This window comes from Luteimonas campi, from assembly GCF_051162505.1.
Lineage (GTDB): Bacteria > Pseudomonadota > Gammaproteobacteria > Xanthomonadales > Xanthomonadaceae > Luteimonas.
The window spans coordinates 325,957-342,241 of the sequence record NZ_JBNWEM010000003.1 but is presented as its reverse complement, the minus strand read 5'-3'; the positions used below and the strand labels follow the sequence as shown (position 1 = coordinate 342,241).

The 16,285-nt window shown below is 69.6% G+C and carries 14 protein-coding genes; 8 read left to right on the top strand and 6 right to left on the bottom strand.

The window, feature by feature from the left end; all coding sequences use genetic code 11:
- Positions 1 to 17 precede the first annotated feature (17 nt).
- Positions 18 to 989 carry an HlyD family secretion protein gene (locus ACQYVW_RS11490; RefSeq protein WP_434947077.1) on the bottom strand — a complete coding sequence of 324 codons (972 nt, stop codon included), beginning with the start codon at positions 987 to 989 and terminating at the stop codon, positions 18 to 20.
- Positions 986 to 1,666 (bottom strand): TetR/AcrR family transcriptional regulator, encoded by a 681-nt coding sequence (locus tag ACQYVW_RS11485; RefSeq protein ID WP_434947076.1) that lies wholly within the window; start codon positions 1,664 to 1,666, stop codon positions 986 to 988. Before ACQYVW_RS11485 ends, ACQYVW_RS11490 begins: the two co-directional genes overlap by 4 nt.
- 102 nt (positions 1,667 to 1,768) lie before the next feature.
- On the opposite strand from ACQYVW_RS11485, the gene ACQYVW_RS11480 reads away from it, so the two are divergent.
- Positions 1,769 to 2,749, top strand: coding sequence for a PhoH family protein (locus ACQYVW_RS11480; protein ID WP_434936723.1), 981 nt, complete (start codon positions 1,769 to 1,771; stop codon positions 2,747 to 2,749).
- Positions 2,750 to 2,803: 54 nt separating this feature from the next.
- Positions 2,804 to 3,298, top strand: coding sequence for an rRNA maturation RNase YbeY (gene ybeY / locus ACQYVW_RS11475; RefSeq protein WP_434936725.1), 495 nt, complete (start codon positions 2,804 to 2,806; stop codon positions 3,296 to 3,298).
- Here the strand turns inward: ybeY and ACQYVW_RS11470 are convergent.
- The gene (locus ACQYVW_RS11470; protein ID WP_434947075.1) at positions 3,295 to 3,771 is read right to left on the bottom strand and encodes a hypothetical protein; all 477 of its coding nucleotides are present in this window, start codon (positions 3,769 to 3,771) and stop codon (positions 3,295 to 3,297) included. The genes ybeY and ACQYVW_RS11470 overlap by 4 nt on opposite strands.
- Before the next feature lie 226 nt (positions 3,772 to 3,997).
- Between ACQYVW_RS11470 and ACQYVW_RS11465 the strand changes: the two genes are divergently transcribed.
- The 6 genes from ACQYVW_RS11465 (at position 3,998) to ACQYVW_RS11440 (ending at position 10,250) form a co-directional block, all read left to right on the top strand.
- The gene (locus ACQYVW_RS11465) at positions 3,998 to 4,261 is read left to right on the top strand and encodes a hypothetical protein (RefSeq protein WP_434947074.1); all 264 of its coding nucleotides are present in this window, start codon (positions 3,998 to 4,000) and stop codon (positions 4,259 to 4,261) included.
- A gap of 82 nt (positions 4,262 to 4,343) precedes the next feature.
- Positions 4,344 to 5,216 carry a CorC family transporter gene (locus ACQYVW_RS11460; RefSeq protein ID WP_434936730.1) on the top strand — a complete coding sequence of 291 codons (873 nt, stop codon included), beginning with the start codon at positions 4,344 to 4,346 and terminating at the stop codon, positions 5,214 to 5,216.
- A 115-nt stretch (positions 5,217 to 5,331) separates the two neighbouring features.
- The gene (locus ACQYVW_RS11455) at positions 5,332 to 6,477 is read left to right on the top strand and encodes a lipoprotein N-acyltransferase Lnb domain-containing protein (protein WP_434947214.1); all 1,146 of its coding nucleotides are present in this window, start codon (positions 5,332 to 5,334) and stop codon (positions 6,475 to 6,477) included.
- A gap of 345 nt (positions 6,478 to 6,822) precedes the next feature.
- Positions 6,823 to 7,821, top strand: coding sequence for a magnesium and cobalt transport protein CorA (locus ACQYVW_RS11450; RefSeq protein ID WP_434934999.1), 999 nt, complete (start codon positions 6,823 to 6,825; stop codon positions 7,819 to 7,821).
- A gap of 129 nt (positions 7,822 to 7,950) precedes the next feature.
- Positions 7,951 to 10,026, top strand: a complete 2,076-nt coding sequence (locus tag ACQYVW_RS11445; protein WP_434947073.1) for a carbon starvation CstA family protein — start codon at positions 7,951 to 7,953, stop codon at positions 10,024 to 10,026.
- Entirely contained in the window at positions 10,026 to 10,250 is a 225-nt protein-coding gene (locus ACQYVW_RS11440) for a YbdD/YjiX family protein (protein ID WP_434934995.1), read from the top strand. Before ACQYVW_RS11445 ends, ACQYVW_RS11440 begins: the two co-directional genes overlap by 1 nt.
- A 505-nt stretch (positions 10,251 to 10,755) precedes the next feature.
- On the opposite strand, the gene ACQYVW_RS11435 is transcribed toward ACQYVW_RS11440, so the two are convergent.
- The 3 genes from ACQYVW_RS11435 to ACQYVW_RS11425 all read right to left on the bottom strand — a co-directional run bounded on the left by ACQYVW_RS11435 (position 10,756) and on the right by ACQYVW_RS11425 (position 16,243).
- Positions 10,756 to 12,012: a DUF819 family protein gene (locus ACQYVW_RS11435; RefSeq protein ID WP_434934993.1), complete on the bottom strand. Its 1,257-nt coding sequence runs from the start codon at positions 12,010 to 12,012 to the stop codon at positions 10,756 to 10,758.
- 76 nt (positions 12,013 to 12,088) lie between these two features.
- On the bottom strand, positions 12,089 to 14,149 hold the full coding sequence (locus tag ACQYVW_RS11430; protein WP_434934991.1) for a dipeptidyl-peptidase 5: 2,061 nt from the start codon (positions 14,147 to 14,149) through the stop codon (positions 12,089 to 12,091).
- A gap of 156 nt (positions 14,150 to 14,305) precedes the next feature.
- Complete coding sequence (locus tag ACQYVW_RS11425; RefSeq protein ID WP_434947072.1) at positions 14,306 to 16,243, bottom strand: S9 family peptidase; 1,938 nt, start codon at positions 16,241 to 16,243, stop codon at positions 14,306 to 14,308.
- Positions 16,244 to 16,285 lie beyond the last annotated feature (42 nt).

Below are 16,285 nucleotides of genomic sequence, written 5' to 3'. Positions count from 1 at the left end.
GCTTCCGGTCGCGCCGTTCACTGCGCGAATTCCACCCGCAGCGGCAGGCCGGCCGGCAGCTCGGCCACACCCTCGCCCTCCAGCTGCACCTCGGCCAGATAGCTCAGGCGCGCGGCGTCCTTGCCGGTGAGCGCGTAGTACGGGGTGAAGGTGGGCTCGCTGCGCACCATGCGCACGCGGCCGGAATAGCTGCGGCCCCCATCGGCGCCCACGTGCACGGTCGCCGTATCGCCCACCTGCACGCCAGCGCGCAGCGGCTCGGGCACGTAGACACGGGCATGGGGCGCATCGCCGACCAGCATCACCGCCACCGGCGCGCCGGGTGCGGGTTCGTCGCCGAGCCGGTAGGGCAGGCTGTCGACCCGGCCGGCGCGCGGCGCGACCACGTCCAGCTTGCCGGTGGTCACCGACTGCGCGCGCAGCTGCGCTTCGGCTGCCGCCAGCGCCGATTCGGCCTGGGCGATCTGCTCGGGGCGCACGCCGCTCTCGGCCTCGGCCAGGGCGGCGCGTGCCGCGGCGGCCTGCGCATCGGCGCTGGCTGCGGCCGCGCGGGCGCGGTCGACCTCGGACGCGGCGACCAGCTGGCGCGAGCCCAGCGGCTGCAGCCGCGCCGAATAGGCGCGCGCGTCGCGTGCCTGCGCCTGGGCGGCGGCCAGGTTGGCGCGCAGCTGGTCGATGTCCTCGCGGCGCGCGCCGTTGCGCAGCTCCTCCAGGAGCTGGCGCTGGCGCGCGGCCTCGGCTTCGGCGACCGCCAGCTGTGCGTCGCCGCGGACCTGCTCGAGGCTGAGGATGCGGGCGCCGGCCTCGACGCGCTCGCCCTCGCGCACGTCGATCGCGACGATGCGCTCGGCTGCCGGCGCCGGCAGGGCGATGCGGTCGTACTCGAGCGTGCCCAGGGCGCTGGGCGCGTCGTGGCGACAGGCCGCCAGCAGCAGGAGGGCGACGCACAGACCGGCGGTCCGCACGCGATGGAAGGTGGACCGGCTCATTGCGGAAGCTCCAGCCCGCGCAGGAGCAGCGCGAGCGCGTGTTGGCGGATGTCGTCGATGCCGAGGTCCGCGCTGTCGAAGATCTGCCGCCAGATCGGAGTGCCGGCGGCCGGGAACAGCGTCAGCCCCACGATCGAGACCATCAGCAGGCGCGGGTCCAGCGCCGGGTTGAGGCGGCCGGCGGACTGCTCGGCGGCGAAGCGGTCGGCCAGCACCCGGGCGATCTGAGGGGCGAGATCGTGGACGAGCAGTTCGCGCAGGCTGCCGCCCTCGCTGACCACTTCGCGGATCCACAGCGGGGCCAGCCAGGCGTGCTCGCGCACCATCGCGCACAGCGTGTCGACGAAGACGGCGAGCACCTCGCGCATCGGGGCGTCCGGCATGCCCAGCAGGGCGTCGCGGACGCGCGCGAACACCGGCATCAGGCGCTCGGCGATGACCGCCTCGCGCAGGCCGGCCGCATCGCCGAAGTAGTAATGCAGCAGGGCCGGGGTCACTCCGGCGGCGCCCGCGATGTCGCGCAGGGTGGTGGCCGCGATTCCGCGCTGCACGTAGCAGCCCAGGGCGGCGTCCAGGGCCGCGGCGCGGCGGTCGGCGTCGCCGGGCGGCCGGCCGGGCGCGCGCTGGGGCGGCCGGCTGGGCCTGGCAGTACGGGTACCGACAGCCTCTTCGTCCATGCCTGGGATATTAATTGGTCGATCAATTAATGGACGAACGCCCGCTGAACACTACCGCCACCGACGGGGCGTCGCGCTCGGGTGCGCTACCCTGCGCCGCCTATGGCAGACCAGACCCAGCGCGATTTCACCCTCGACCCGGCCGACACCGAACGGCTGGCCAACCTTGCCGGCCCCTTCGACGGCCACCTGCGGCAGATCGAACTCCGGCTCGGGGTCCAGATCGCCAGCCGCGGCAACGTGTTCCGCGTCTCCGGGCCGGACGCGAAGGCGGTGGCGCAGGTTGAACGCCTGCTGCGCGACCTGTACGAGGAGGCGGCCAGCGAGACCTTCGACAGCAATGCGATCAACCTGCGCCTTAACGAGGCCAACGTCGACCGCGCCGGCGACACCTCGCCGCAGGACGTGGCGATCCGGGTCAAGCGCGGCACCATCCGCGGGCGCGGCGCCAACCAGGCGCGCTACCTGCACGCCATCTCGCAGCACGACATCAATTTCGGCATCGGCCCGGCCGGCACCGGCAAGACCTTCCTGGCCGTGGCGATGGCGGTCGAGGCGCTCAACGAGTCGCGCGTGCAGCGCCTGGTGCTGGTGCGCCCGGCCGTGGAAGCCGGCGAGAAGCTCGGCTTCCTGCCCGGCGACCTCAGCCAGAAGGTGGACCCCTACCTGCGCCCGCTCTACGACGCGCTCTACGAGATGCTGGGCGTGGAAAAGGTGCTCAAGCTGCTCGAGCGCAACGTGATCGAGATCGCGCCGCTGGCCTACATGCGCGGACGCACGCTCAACGACGCCTTCGTGATCCTGGACGAAGCGCAGAACACGACCATCGAGCAGATGAAGATGTTCCTGACCCGGCTGGGCTTCGGCTCGACCGCCGTGGTCACCGGCGACATGACCCAGATCGACCTGCCGCGCCACGTGAAGTCCGGACTCAAGGACGCCATCGAGGTGCTGCGCGACGTGGGCGGCGTGAGCTTCACCTTCTTCGAGGCGCGCGACGTGGTGCGCCACCCGCTGGTCGCGCGCATCGTCGATGCCTACGACCGCCGCGATGCGGACGGGACCGCGCCGTCCTCGACCTGAGGCGTCGCACGCCGGCCCCTACCCGCGCGCAGCGGCCCGGTTAGACTGGCCACCATGACCAGGGGCCCGATCCGTCTCGACATCGCCGTCGGCTACGCGCTTCCGCGCAAGGGGCTGCCGTCGGCGGTGTCGTTCCGTCGTTGGGCCACGGCCGCGCTTGCGGGACGCATCCGCGAGGCCGACCTGGCGATCCGCCTGGTCGGCACCAAGGAAGGCCGCGCCCTCAACCGCCACTATCGCGGCAAGGACTACGCGACCAACGTCCTGAGCTTCCCCGCGGAACTGCCCGAGGGCCTGCCGCCGGGCGTGCGCATGCCGCTGCTGGGCGACCTGGTGATCTGCGCGCCGGTCGTGGCGCGCGAAGCGCGCGAGCAGGGCAAGGCCCTGAACGCGCACTACGCCCACCTCACCGTGCACGGCGTGCTGCACCTGCTGGGCTGGGACCACGAGGACAGCCGCGAGGCCGACGCGATGGAGCAGCTCGAGCGCGAAATCCTCGCCGGCCTCGGCCTGGACGACCCCTACTCGCTGCCGGACGACCAGCCTTAGAGGCAGTCGATCAGTCCGTCCATCACGCTGCGCTGCAGCCCGGGCAGCGGCGCATACAGCGGCTCGTCGACCGCCATTGCCGCGAGCAACTGGTCGATCGTGGTGCCGGCAGCCAGCGGCGTCCGGCATTGCCAGAACGCGCGCTGCACGCCGATCCGCCCGGTCGCCTGCGCGATCTCCTCGTGGCTGGCCGCGAAGGTCCACACGCACATGCCGATCCGCCCAGTGAGGCGATGCACCGAGCAGCGATAGCGCAGCGGCTGGATGTTGGTGTACTCGCCTTCGCAGAAGGTGTCGCCGCAGATCCAGTCGAAGTCGCGGCGCAGGTTGCGGGTCGAGGTGAACCATGCCTCGTACTGCTCGTCGGTCTGGAAGTACTCGGTGGCGTCGCCGTATGCGCGGTCGTCCGCAGCGGCGGCGGCGAGGGGAAACAGACAGCCGAACAGGCAGGTGGCCAGACGGGAAAGCGACATGGGCGTCCTCCTTGACGCGGGGTGGGAGCCCAGCATCCCCGCCCTGTCTTCCGCCGTCCGTCGGGCGGGCGCGCGATGGCGTGTGGGAGAACCCCCCGTCCGACGCGGGCCGCCCGCCGGCGTAAGCTCACCCCGCTGCCCCTGCGGCTGGGCGGCAGCCGCCGTACCAAGGCCCCGAACCGCCGGCCCCGTCGACCCGCGCGCCGCCGCCATCAGGAGAAAATCCTTGCAATTCAAGGATCTGTTCGTGAATCCGGCGCTGCGCTACGCGCTCGGCGTCGAGCAGATCACCGGCGAGTATTACCTCTCGATCCCGGTCGCCAACCGCCTGGCCGACTACGAGGAGTACTACCGGATCGACCGGCGCGCCTTCGAGCGCTACTGCCGCGATCCTGCCTCCGCGCACGAGTTCCTGGAGCGCTGCCGCCGGCGCGAGGCCGATGCGCTGCTGTTCCTGGCGCCCGGCGGCGACCGCGGCGTGCCGGGCTGAATATTTGGGCCGTGGCCCGGACCCGGGTAGACTTGGCTCCGCCGCCCACCACGGGCGATTTTCGAATCAAACACTTACTGCAATGTCCGAGGACGACAGTAGTAGCGCCGCCGACATCCCGGAAAGACGGCGCAGCTGGCTCGAGCGACTGAGCTCAGCCATCTCCGGCGAACCCAGCACCCGCGAAGACCTGGTCGAGTTGCTGCGCGACACCCACTCCGACGGCCTGATCGAGGCCGACACCCTGCGGATGATGGAGGGCGCGCTGGCCGTGTCCGACATGACCGTCGGCGACGTGATGGTGCCGCGCGCGCAAATGGTGGCCCTGCCCGCCGAGGCCCGGCTGCTCGACCTGATGAAGCAGGTGGTCGAGTCGGGCCATTCGCGTTTCCCGGTGCACGGCGAAGACAAGGACGAGATCCTGGGCATCCTGCTGGCCAAGGATCTGCTGCGCGGCGTGGTGGCCGACAACGGCCCGAGCACGGTGCACGAAGTACTCCGCCCCGCGGTGCTGATCCCCGAATCCAAGAAGCTCAACCTGCTGCTGCGAGAGTTCCGCCAGTCGCGCAACCACATGGCCATCGTCATCGACGAGTACGGCGGCGTGGCCGGGCTGGTGACGATCGAGGACGTGCTGGAGGAAATCGTCGGCGAGATCGACGACGAGCACGACGATGCCGAGGATCCCGAGGCGCTGATCGCCGCCCAGGCGGACGGCCAGTACGTGGTGGACGCGCTGACCCCGATCGCCGATTTCAACGAGCGTTTCGGCGCCGATTTCGACGACGACGAGTACGACACCATCGGCGGCCTGGTGACAGCCGAGATCGGCCACCTGCCCGAGGCCGGCGAGGAACTGACCCTCGGCCGCTTCGGCTTCCGCATCGCCCGCGCCGACGCGCGCCGCCTGCATGCCCTGCACGTGAGCGTGCATGCCGACGACGGGACGGAGTGAGGTGACGCCGGCCGCCGTGGCCGAAGCGCCGCGCCGCGCCGGGGTCGACGCTCCGCGCCGCGCGAAGACCACGCCGCGGGCCCTGTCCTGGCGCACGTGGGCGGCGGCGGCAACGCTGTTGCTGCTCCTGCTGGCGTGCCTGCCCGCGCAGGCCGCGCCGCGCATCGGCGTGGCGACGATGCAGCCGGGCGAGATCTTCTTCGAGCGCTTCGGCCACAACGCGATCGTCGTCGACGAGGCGGGAGGGGCCGAGCCTGTGTCCTACAACTTCGGCTATTTCGACCTGGAAGAGCCGGATTTCCTTGCCCGCTTCGTGCGCGGCGACATGCGCTACCGGCTGGTGGCCCTGCCGCTCTCGCAGGACCTGACCTACTACCGCGAGGTCGGCCGCGGCGTGTCGGTGCAGTGGCTGGACCTGGATCCGGCGCAGGCGCGCGCCCTGGCCGCCGCGCTGGCGGACAACGCACTGCCCGAGAATGCGGTCTACCGCTACGACTACTTCACCGACAACTGCTCCACGCGCGTGCGCGATGCGCTCGATCGCGCACTGGACGGCGCGCTGCAGCGCCAGCTCGCCAGCCGATCGCGCGGCAACACCTACCGCGGCGATGCGGTGCGCCTGGCCTCGCCCGCGCCGTGGATGTGGCTGGGCTTCGACCTCGGTCTCGGCCCCTCAGCCGACCGCCCCAATTCACTGTGGCAGGACGCCTTCGTCCCGATGCGGCTGGCCGATGCCTTGTCCGGGATCCGCCTGGCCGACGGACGCGCCCTGGTGTCGTCCACCGAGCAGTTGCTGCCGCACCGGCTGGCGCCCGAGCCGCCGGAAGCGCCGCGCGCGTGGTGGCCGTGGCTGCTCGCGGGGCTCGCCCTCGGCGCAGGCATCCTGGCGCTGGGCCGTCGCCGGCCGGCGATGCTTGCCGCGGCTGCGCTGGCGTTCTGGACGCTGGCGGGCATCCTCGGCCTGCTGATGGCGTTCCTGTGGGGCTTCACCGAACATCGCTTCGCCTGGTCCAACCACAACCTGCTGCTGTTCCCGCCGCTGGCGTTGCTGCTGCTCGGCGGCGGCTGGCGCATCGCGCGCGGACGCGATGGCGGGGCCATGTTCCGCAGCGTGGCCTGGGCGCTGGCGCTGTGCGCAGTCGCGGCCCTGTTCCTGCATCTGCTGCCGGTGCTCCCTCAGCGCAATGCGCCCTGGATCGCGCTGGTGGTGCCGGTGCACATCGCACTGGCCTGGGCGCTGGCGCTGCGCGGGCGCAGCTGAACGCGGCCGGATCGTCCTCAGGCACCAGGCGGGATGCCGTCCGCGGCCGGTGCGGGAAGCGGCAGCCGATGCATTGTCGCCCGTGGCATGCATCCCTGATCCGGTGACGATCATCGTCGACGCATCGTCCTCGTCCTGCATCGAGCGCCTCGACGCCGCCGTGCTGCCCTTCCGATCCGGCCGCGCGCCTGCATACGCACGCCATCGCACCATCGGGACGATTGCGGAGGGGGACCGCACGATGTCGTTGCCGCGAGCGCTCCGCTTCGCTGCGCGGTAGCGCCCCGGACCTCGGCTAGGCGGTCGGCAGTTGCCGCCCGTGCGGCGCTGGAGCAGGATGCGGCGATGGAACAGCCACCGGCCGCGAACCCGCCCAGCGTCATCAACTGCATCGTGTATGCGCGCGACGGCGTGCATCGCGACGTCCCGCTGGCGGAGATCAGCGAGCTGCTGGCGCGCGATACCGACAGCTTCGCCTGGATCGGCCTGTACGAGCCCGACGACACGGTGCTCGAACGCCTGCAGGAAGAGTTCGACCTGCACGATCTCGCCGTCGAGGACGCGCACAAGGCGCACCAGCGCCCCAAGATCGAGGCCTACGGCCATTCCCTGTTCGTGGTGGCCAGTACCGCCCAGGTGGTCGCGCAGAAGATCGTCTACGGCGAAACCCATGTCTTCTTCGGCCCGCGCTACCTGGTGACGGTGCGCCACGGCGCCTCGCTGTCGTACGCGGCGGCACGCGCGCGGCTGGAGCGCGAGCCGGAGCTGCTCGGGCTCGGTCCCTCGTTCGGCCTGTACGCGGTGCTCGACGCCATCGTCGACAACTACCTGCCGATCGTCGACGAGTTCAAGGCCACCCTGCCGGCGCTGGAGCAGGACATCGTCAGCGAGTCCTTCGACCGCTCCACCGTGATCCGGCTCTACGACCTCAAGCGCGAACTGACCTACATGCAGGTCAACGTGGCGCCGATGCAGGATGTGCTGTCGCAACTCGTGCGCAGCAGCAGCCCGCTGATCCCGGAGGACGTGCGGGTGTACCTGCGCGACGTCCTCGACCACAGCCTGCGCATCAACCAGACCATCGAGGTGCTGCGCGAGATGCTGGGCACGGCGCTGACCGTCAACCAGGCCCTGGTCACCCAGGCCCAGGGCGAGGTGGTGAAGCGCCTTGCGGGCTGGGCCGCCCTGCTGGCCGCGCCGACCCTGATCGCCAGCTGGTACGGCATGAATTTCGACGCCATGCCCGAGCTGCACGGCCGCTGGAGCTACCCGGTCCTGATCGGCGTGGTGGCGCTGGTGGTGCTGGGGCTGTACCGCTACCTGCGCAAGGTGCGCTGGCTCTGAACGGCCGCGAGGCAACGGCCACGCTTTGACCAAAGTCCAATGCGCCGGCCGCGCTGCGGCGCAGCTTTGCGATTGACGCGGATCGGCGTAAAAGCCCAACTTGGCACTCCCCCATCGCGAGGCTGGACCATGAAGTCTGGATTCGGAAAGATCGGCTGGGCCTTGCTGGCCCTGCTGGGCGCGTTCTGTCTGGGCACGGTGGCCCTGCGCCGCGGAGAATCGATCAACGCCCTGTGGATCGTGATCGCGGCGGTTTCCATCTACCTGGTCGCCTATCGCTACTACGGCCTGTTCATCGGCAGCCGGGTGCTCGGGCTCGACCCCACCCGCGCCACGCCCGCCGTGCTGCGCAACGACGGCCTGGATTTCGTTCCGACCAACAAGCATGTGCTGTTCGGCCACCACTTCGCCGCCATCGCCGGCGCCGGCCCCCTGGTCGGCCCGGTGCTGGCCGCGCAGATGGGCTATCTGCCAGGCACGCTGTGGCTGATCGCCGGCGTGGTGCTGGCCGGCGCGGTGCAGGATTTCATGGTGCTGGTGATCTCCAGCCGCCGCGACGCGCGCTCGCTGGGCGACCTAGTGCGCGAGGAGATGGGAAAGATCCCCGGCACCATCGCCCTGTTCGGCGCCTTCCTGATCATGATCATCATCCTGGCGGTGCTGGCGATGATCGTGGTGAAGGCGCTGGCCGAAAGCCCCTGGGGCATGTTCACGGTGATCGCGACCATCCCCATCGCGATCTTCATGGGCATCTACATGCGCTACATCCGGCCCGGGAAGATCGGCGAGATCTCGGTGGTCGGCATCCTGCTGCTGGTGGCTGCGATCTGGTTCGGCGGCGACGTCGCCGCGCATCCCACTTGGGGCCCGGCCTTCACCTTCACCGGCACCCAGATCACCTGGATGCTGATCGGCTACGGCTTCGTCGCCGCGGTGCTGCCGGTCTGGCTGCTGCTGGCGCCGCGCGACTACCTGTCGACCTTCCTCAAGATCGGCACCATCGTCGGCCTGGCCATCGGCATCCTGATCGTGATGCCGGAACTGCGCATGCCGGCGCTGACCCAGTTCACCGACGGCACCGGGCCGGTGTGGAAAGGCTCGATGTTCCCGTTCCTGTTCATCACCATCGCCTGCGGCGCGGTGTCCGGCTTCCACGCGCTGATCAGTTCGGGCACTACGCCCAAGCTGCTGGCCAACGAACGCCACGCGCCCTACATCGGCTACGGCGGGATGCTGATGGAATCCTTCGTAGCCATCATGGCGATGGTGGCCGCGGCGACCATCGACCCGGGCGTGTACTTCGCGATGAACAGCCCGGCCGCGGTGATCGGCACCGATGTGGCCAACGCCGCCCAGGTGGTTTCCAGCTGGGGCTTCACCGTCACCCCGGAGGTCCTGACCGCCACCGCGGCCGACATCGGCGAGAACTCGATCCTCTCGCGCGCCGGCGGCGCGCCGACGTTGGCCGTGGGCATCGCCCAGATCTTCCATGCAGTGCTGCCAGGCGAAGGCATGATGGCCTTCTGGTACCACTTCGCGATCCTGTTCGAAGCACTGTTCATCCTCACCGCGGTGGACGCCGGCACGCGCGCCGGGCGCTTCATGCTGCAGGACCTGCTGGGCAACTTCGTGCCGGCGATGCGCAAGACCGAGTCCTGGGGCCCGAACCTGATCGCCACCGCCGGCTGCGTGGCGATGTGGGGCTACTTCCTGTACGTGGGCGTCACCGATCCGCTGGGCGGCATCAACATGCTGTGGCCGCTGTTCGGCATCGCCAACCAGATGCTGGCCGGCATCGCGCTGATGCTGTGCACGGTGGTGCTGTTCAAGATGAAGAAGGACCGCTATGCCTGGGTGTCGATCGTGCCGACGGTGTGGCTGCTGGTGTGCACCACCTACGCCGGCTGGATCAAGATCTTCGACGCCAATCCGGCGGTAGGCTTCCTCGCCCAGGCGAACCGCTATCGCGACGCCATCGGCCGCGGCGAGCTGATCGCACCGTCCACCGACGTCGGCGGCATGTCGCAGATCATGTTCAACAACTACGTCAACGCAGGCCTGACCGCGCTGTTCCTGCTGGTGGTGCTGAGCGTGCTGTTCTACTCGATCGGCGCGATCCGCAAGGCCCGGGCCAGCGCGGCCCGCACCGATCGCGAGACGCCGTACGTGGCGCTGACCGAAGAGCAGCAGAAGGCCTACCTCTGATGGCTGGCGCACTCGTCCCGCTGGACCACTTCGCCGCCCACAAGGTGGTGTGGCGAAGACTGGTGCAAACCGCCCGCCTGTGCTGCGGCGTGCCGGACTACGACAACTACGTCCGGCACATGCTGGACAAGCATCCCGACCGCGAGCCGATGGACTACAAGACCTTCTTCCGCGAACGCCAGGAGGCCCGCTACGGCGGGCGCGGCGGCTTCCGCTGCTGCTGAGGCAGCTGTTTCTGCTGGATCGAGGGACGGGGCCGCGAGGCCCCGTTTCCTTTCACACCCGCGGGCGCCGATCAAGCGGATCCACCGTGGAGGCCACATCCACTGCTCCGCGTCGGCGGTTGCGGGTGGCGTGCGGGCAAGCACCTGGCTTGCGACTGGGGCATGGCGAACGCGAGAAGGCGCCCTGCCACGCGCGCCGCCAGATTGCGCGATCCGGGGCGTCGCCTCTCGTCAACAGACGCGAGCGCGCCCCTCCCTCCGAAGGCGAGAGCCCCAGGACGCGAGCCCGCGGTGACGCGGGAGGGGATGGCGCAAGCGGCGCGCGGATGTACCGCGGCCGCGAGTGCGGACAGGGACGTCTGCCCGAGTGGTGCGCCATCCCCTCCCGCGGCGTTGCGGCCCCTCCGAAGCCGATAGCCTCGCAGCTTGCGCGACAAATCACCCGGACGCATTGGAGCAGCCTGCCCCATGGGAAAAGCAGGCGCAGGCTCCGCGGTGAGCCGCCCTACTGCCCCGCCATCATCCGCAGCACCTGTCCAAGGAAGTAGGCGATGACGGTGCCGGTCGCATAGCCCACCGTGCCCAGCAGCACGCCCACCGGCGCCAGCGTCGGATGGAACGCCGCGGCGATGACCGGTGCCGAGGCCGCAGCGCCGACGTTGCCCATCGAGCCCACGCCGAAGTAGAACAGCGGCGCCTTCACCAGCTTGGCCGCGTACCAGATCACGGCCACGTGGATCGACATCCACAGCAGGCCGATCAGCACCAGCTCGGGACGGTTGGCCAGCTTCAGGAAGTCCATCTGCATGCCGATGCAGGCGATCAGGAAGTACAGGAACACCGTCCCGACCTTCGATGCACCAGCATTCTCCAGCCGGCGCACGCGGGTGAAGCTCAGCAACAACCCGCCTAGGGTCGAGAGCACCACGATCCACACGAACGGCGCATCCAGGCTGAACTGCGCCGACCACGGCGCGTTGGCCTTGAACCAGGCCGAGGCGGGTTCGGCGATGGCGTGCGCCAGGCCGACGATGCCGAAGGCCCAGGCGATGATCACCATCAGGTCCGAGAGCGTTGGAATGCGCGCATTCGCCGCCTCGTACGCCGAGATACGCTGCTGCATTTCGTCCAGGGCGCGCGTGTCTGCGCCGCTGCGCGCATCGATCTGCTGCGAGCGGTTGGCCAGGAACAGCAGGGTGGCCATCAGCAGGCTGGCGATGGCGACGTCGACCACCGCGAACTGGCCGAACAGGGTCGCGTCCACTTCGTAGATCTCGCGGATCGCCACCATGTTGGCGCCGCCGCCGATCCAGCTGCCCGACAGCGCGGCCATGCCCTTCCAGGTATCGCCCGCCACCGCGGCCGGCCACAGCCACTCCATCAGCTGGAAGGTGACGATCGCCCCCAGCACGATGCCCAGCGTACCCATGCAGAACACGAACAGCAGCTTGGGCCCGAGCCGCAGGATGCCCTTGATGTCGATCGACAGGGTGAGCAGCACCAGCGCCGCGGGCAGCATCAGGCGGCTGGCCAGGTAGTACAGGTTGCTGCCCTCGCCGTCGATCAGCCCAACGGTGTTGTACAGCGCCGGGACGAAGTAGCACAGCAGCAGCGCCGGCACCCAGGCGAAGAACTTCTTCCACATCGGTGTGGGCCCGCTCGCCAGCCAGAAGATCAGGCCGAGCGTGGCCGTGATCAGGCCGAAAGCGACGATGTCGTTGGTGATGATTGCAGTCGATGGTGCGGCGTTCTCGATCGCCATGCGCGGCTCCGGTCGGATCGCGGGAAGGTGCCCGCAGGAAAGGGAAAGCCGGCTGCTGCCGGCTTTTCCGCGGGACTCACTGGCCGATGTGCTTCTCGAGCCAGGCGTTGACGGTGTCGTGCCAGAGGACGCTGTTGTGCGGCTTCAGCACCCAGTGGTTCTCGTCCGGGAAGTACAGCAGCTGCGATTCGATGCCGGCGCGCTGCAGCGCGGTGAAGCTCGACAGGCTCTGGTCGATCGGCACGCGGAAGTCGTTCTGCCCGGCCACCACCAGCATCGGCACCTTCCACTTGTCGATGTGGCGCGCCGGGTTGAACTTCTCGTAGGCCTCTGGATTGGCCGCGACGGTGCCGCCGAACTCCCATTCGGTGAACCACAGTTCCTCGGTCACCAGACCCATCGAGCGTGTGTCGAACACGCCGTTGTGGTTGACCAGGCACTTCCAGGCGTCGTTCCACTGGCTGGCGATCCAGTTGACCATGTAGCCGCCGTAGCTCGCGCCCAGCGCACAGGCCTTGTCGCCGTCGAGGAAGTCGTACTTCGCCAGCGCCGCCGCCCAGCCCTTCTGCAGGTCGACCAGCGGCTTCCCGCCCCAGTCGCCGGTGATGGCGTCGGTGAACGCCTGCCCGTAACCGGTGGATCCGTGGAAGTCGATCATCACCACCGCATAGCCCTGGCCCGCGTACGTCTGCGGGTTCCAGCGATAGCTCCAGCCGTTGCCGAAGCTGCCCTGCGGCCCGCCGTGGATCAGGAAGGCGACGGGGTACTTCCGGCCTTCCTCGTAGCCCGAGGGCTTGACCACGTAGCCGTGGACGGTGGCGTTGCCGGCGCCCTCGAACGAGAACTGCTCGTAGGCGCCGAAGTCGACGTCCACAAGCCGCTCGGCCGCGGTCGGCGTGATCTGGCGCAGCGGCGCGCCATCGCCCTGCGCGACGTACAGCGTATCGCCGCTGTCGATGGTGTTGCGGGTCAGCGCGATGGTCTCGCCGGCGACGTCGTAGGACGACACCGTGCCGTCGGCGACCAGTTCGGTCACCTCGCCGCTCGCGATATCGACGCGGAACAGCGGATACTCGCCCACGCTCTGCGCGGCCACGTACAGCGACTTGCCGTCCGCCGACGGCTTCAGGCTGCTGGGCGAACGGTCCCAGTCCGGCGCGATCTTGCGGCGCTCGCCACTGGCCACGTCCATCGCCATCAGCGCGTAGCGGTCGGCCTCGAAGCCCGGGCGCTTCATCGCGCGGTAGAACAGCGTCCGGCCGTCGGCGCTGTACACCGGGCCGGCGTCCCAGGCCTTGTTGGCTTCGGTCAGGTTGACCGGCGCGGTCCCGTCGAGCGACAGCCGGTAGAGATCGAAGTTGGTCGACCACGGCTCGCTTTTGCCGGCGATGCGCACGCTCGCCACGACATGGCTGCCATCCGGCGCCCAGGTGTAGTCGCCCGCATCGCCGAATGGTTTGGCCGGAATGTCGCCGTCAAGTGCGCCGCTGAGCAGGCGGGCGCCGGCGGCGGGCTTGCCGCCAGCCGCGGGCAGCTCTGCCAGGAACAGCCGGCTGCGGCGGCCGTCGCTCCAGGTGTCCCAGTGGCGCACGAAGAGCTGGTCGTAGACGCGGCCGCTGGCCTTGCCGGCCGCGCGTTCGTCGAGCTGCTTCTTCGTGCAGGCCAGGTCGGCGGCGCAGTCGGCGAAGGTGTCGGCGCTGAAGGCCACGCGCGTGCCGTCGGGGGACAGACGGTAGCTGCCGATGTCCAGCGCGAAATCGGTGAGCTGGCGGGGTTCGCCGCCGGCGGAGGACATCGAGTAGAGCTGCTGCGTACCGCCCTTGGCGCTCAGGAAATACAGGGTCTGCCCATCCTTCGAGAAGCTGGGCGAACTGACGCTCCAGCCCTCGGGCGTGAGCCGCTTCGGCGGCGCCGCGTCGCGCGTCAGCAGGTTCCGCGCGTACAGCGCCGTGGTCGCCTTCAGCCCCTCATCCACGCTGCGCTGGGCGAAGACCACCGCGCGGCCATCCGGCGAGAGCAGCGGCGAGGAGACCCGGTCGAGCCTGACCAGGTCGCGGACGTCGAGGCCGCGCGCATCGGCCAGCGCGGGCAGCGCTGCGAGCAGGCAGACGGGCAGCAGGGCATGTCGCAGCATCATTCAGGTCGTTCCGGATGAGGGCTGGCCCGGATGGTAGGCGCTCGTGCGCGCCGCGGCAAAGGACATCCGGCACATGCGCCCTGCCAGGACCCGGCGCCACCGTCCCCGCGCGCGACGCACGGGTGCCGGCCGGGACGGAGCGCTGCGATCGCCCGCTCAGTCCCCGTCGGGGCCGATATGCCGGCCCAGGAACTGCAGCATCCGGGTGTAGAACTCTCGGCGATGCGCGGTTTCGTAGAACCCGTGGCCTTCCTTGGGGTAGTAGAGCGTCTCCACCGTGACGCCCGCCCGCTTCAGCGCGATCTCCATGCGCCTGGTGTGTTCGATCGGGGCGATGAAGTCCTCGCCGCCCGCAGCCAGGAACACCGGAACCCGGATCTCGCCCGCGCGCAGGCTGGGCGATACGGCCCGGAGCGCGGCTTCGTCCGAGCCGACCCATTCCTCTGCCCAGGTGGCGCTCGACCGGTCGCGCGCCGCCAGATCGCGCTGCCGCAACGGCAGGTCGTACACGCCCACGTAGCCGATGGCGCAGCGATACAGGTCCGGCTCGCGCACGACGCCCATCAGCGCGGAGTAGGCGCCATAGCTGCCGCCGTAGATGCAGATGCGCTGCGGATCGGCATAGCCCTGCTCGATCGCCCAGCGGGTGGCGTCGGTCACGTCGTCCTGCATCGCACCGCCCCACTGGCGGGCGCCCGCCTGCCTGAACGCGCGGCCGTAGTTCCCTGATCCGCGGAAGTTGACCTGGAGCACGGCATATCCCGACGCGGCCAGCAGCTGCGCATCGGCATTGAAACCCCAGGTATCGAAGACCCCGAACGGGCCGCCATGCGGCATCACCACCAACGGCAGGTTCCTGCCGTCGACTCCGGCGGGCAGGGTGATGAATCCATGCAGGTCGAGGCCGTCACGCGCCTGGAGCGCAATAGGCTTCATCGGCGACATCCGCGTCGAGTCGATCTGCTCGTCCCGGGCCACGAGCAGGCTCGCGTCGCGCGCCTGGGTGTCGAAGAGGTAGAACGAACCGGGGTCGACATCGCTTTCCACCAGCACCACGCGAAGTCGGCCGTCGCGCGAGGATGAGCGCATGCTCGCGCGGGCGCCGGGGAACGAACGCTGCAGCATCTGCTGCAGGCGCGCCTCGTCGTGCCCTTCGTCGAAAAAGGCCAGACGCGGCGTGGCGCCGAGATACCAGGCACCGATCGGACGTATCCCATCCAGATACACGGCCTGCGGATCGACGACCTCGTCGGCTGCGACCTCTGTCCGCTCGCCGGTCCGGGTATGGAGCGCGACGATCCTGTCGGGGCCGGCCGGCTGCGAGACACGCAGGTAGGCGATGGCGTCATCGTCGGCGAATCCCAGCGGCCATTCGACCCGACCGCTGTGACGCTCGTGGTTGAGCTGTTCCCAGGGGGAAGCGTCGTCCTTGCGATGGAACAGCTGGCTGTAGTTGTCGGAGAGCGATCCCACGGTGAAGCGTACCCGCCCCTGGCGATCGGTGACGAAGTCGGCCTGCGCGACGGGCGACGACGCGACGCGCATGCGGCGTCCGTCGTACACGTTCATGCGCTCCACACGAGAATATGGATCGCGGCTGAGGGGGCGGATCGCGAGCAGGACGTGTTCGTCGTCCTCCGGCAACGGATCGACCAGGAACGCGGCGACCCGCCCCTCCTTGTCCACGCCGAGCCGGGAGCCCGTCTGCGGGCCGGTCGCCCGGTAGCCCACCAGCAGTTCCTTGCGGCTCCCGTCGGCGTTCATTCCATACAGCTCGCCGGTGGGAACGGGGTCGTCGCGGGTGCCGAAGGTCTCGGCCAGCGACATGATGATGCGCTCGTCGTTGGCCCACCAGAAGTCCTGCACGTGGGTATTGCGGCCGAACCTCATGGCCGCACGCGTCGTCATCTGGCCGCGCTCCATCACCACCAGGCCGGTCTGGCCGTCCACTCGCACCGACATCGCCAGATAGTCGCCCGTCGGCGAAATCTTCACGTCGCGGACCCCGCCCTCCTCGATGAACGGGTCGACCCGCTCGGGCGGGATCGTCCATCCCGCCATCGGCACCAGCGCGCACAGGCCAGCGACGAACATCGCCGCAATCCGCATCCCCATGTCGTCCCCCGATGTCCTGCC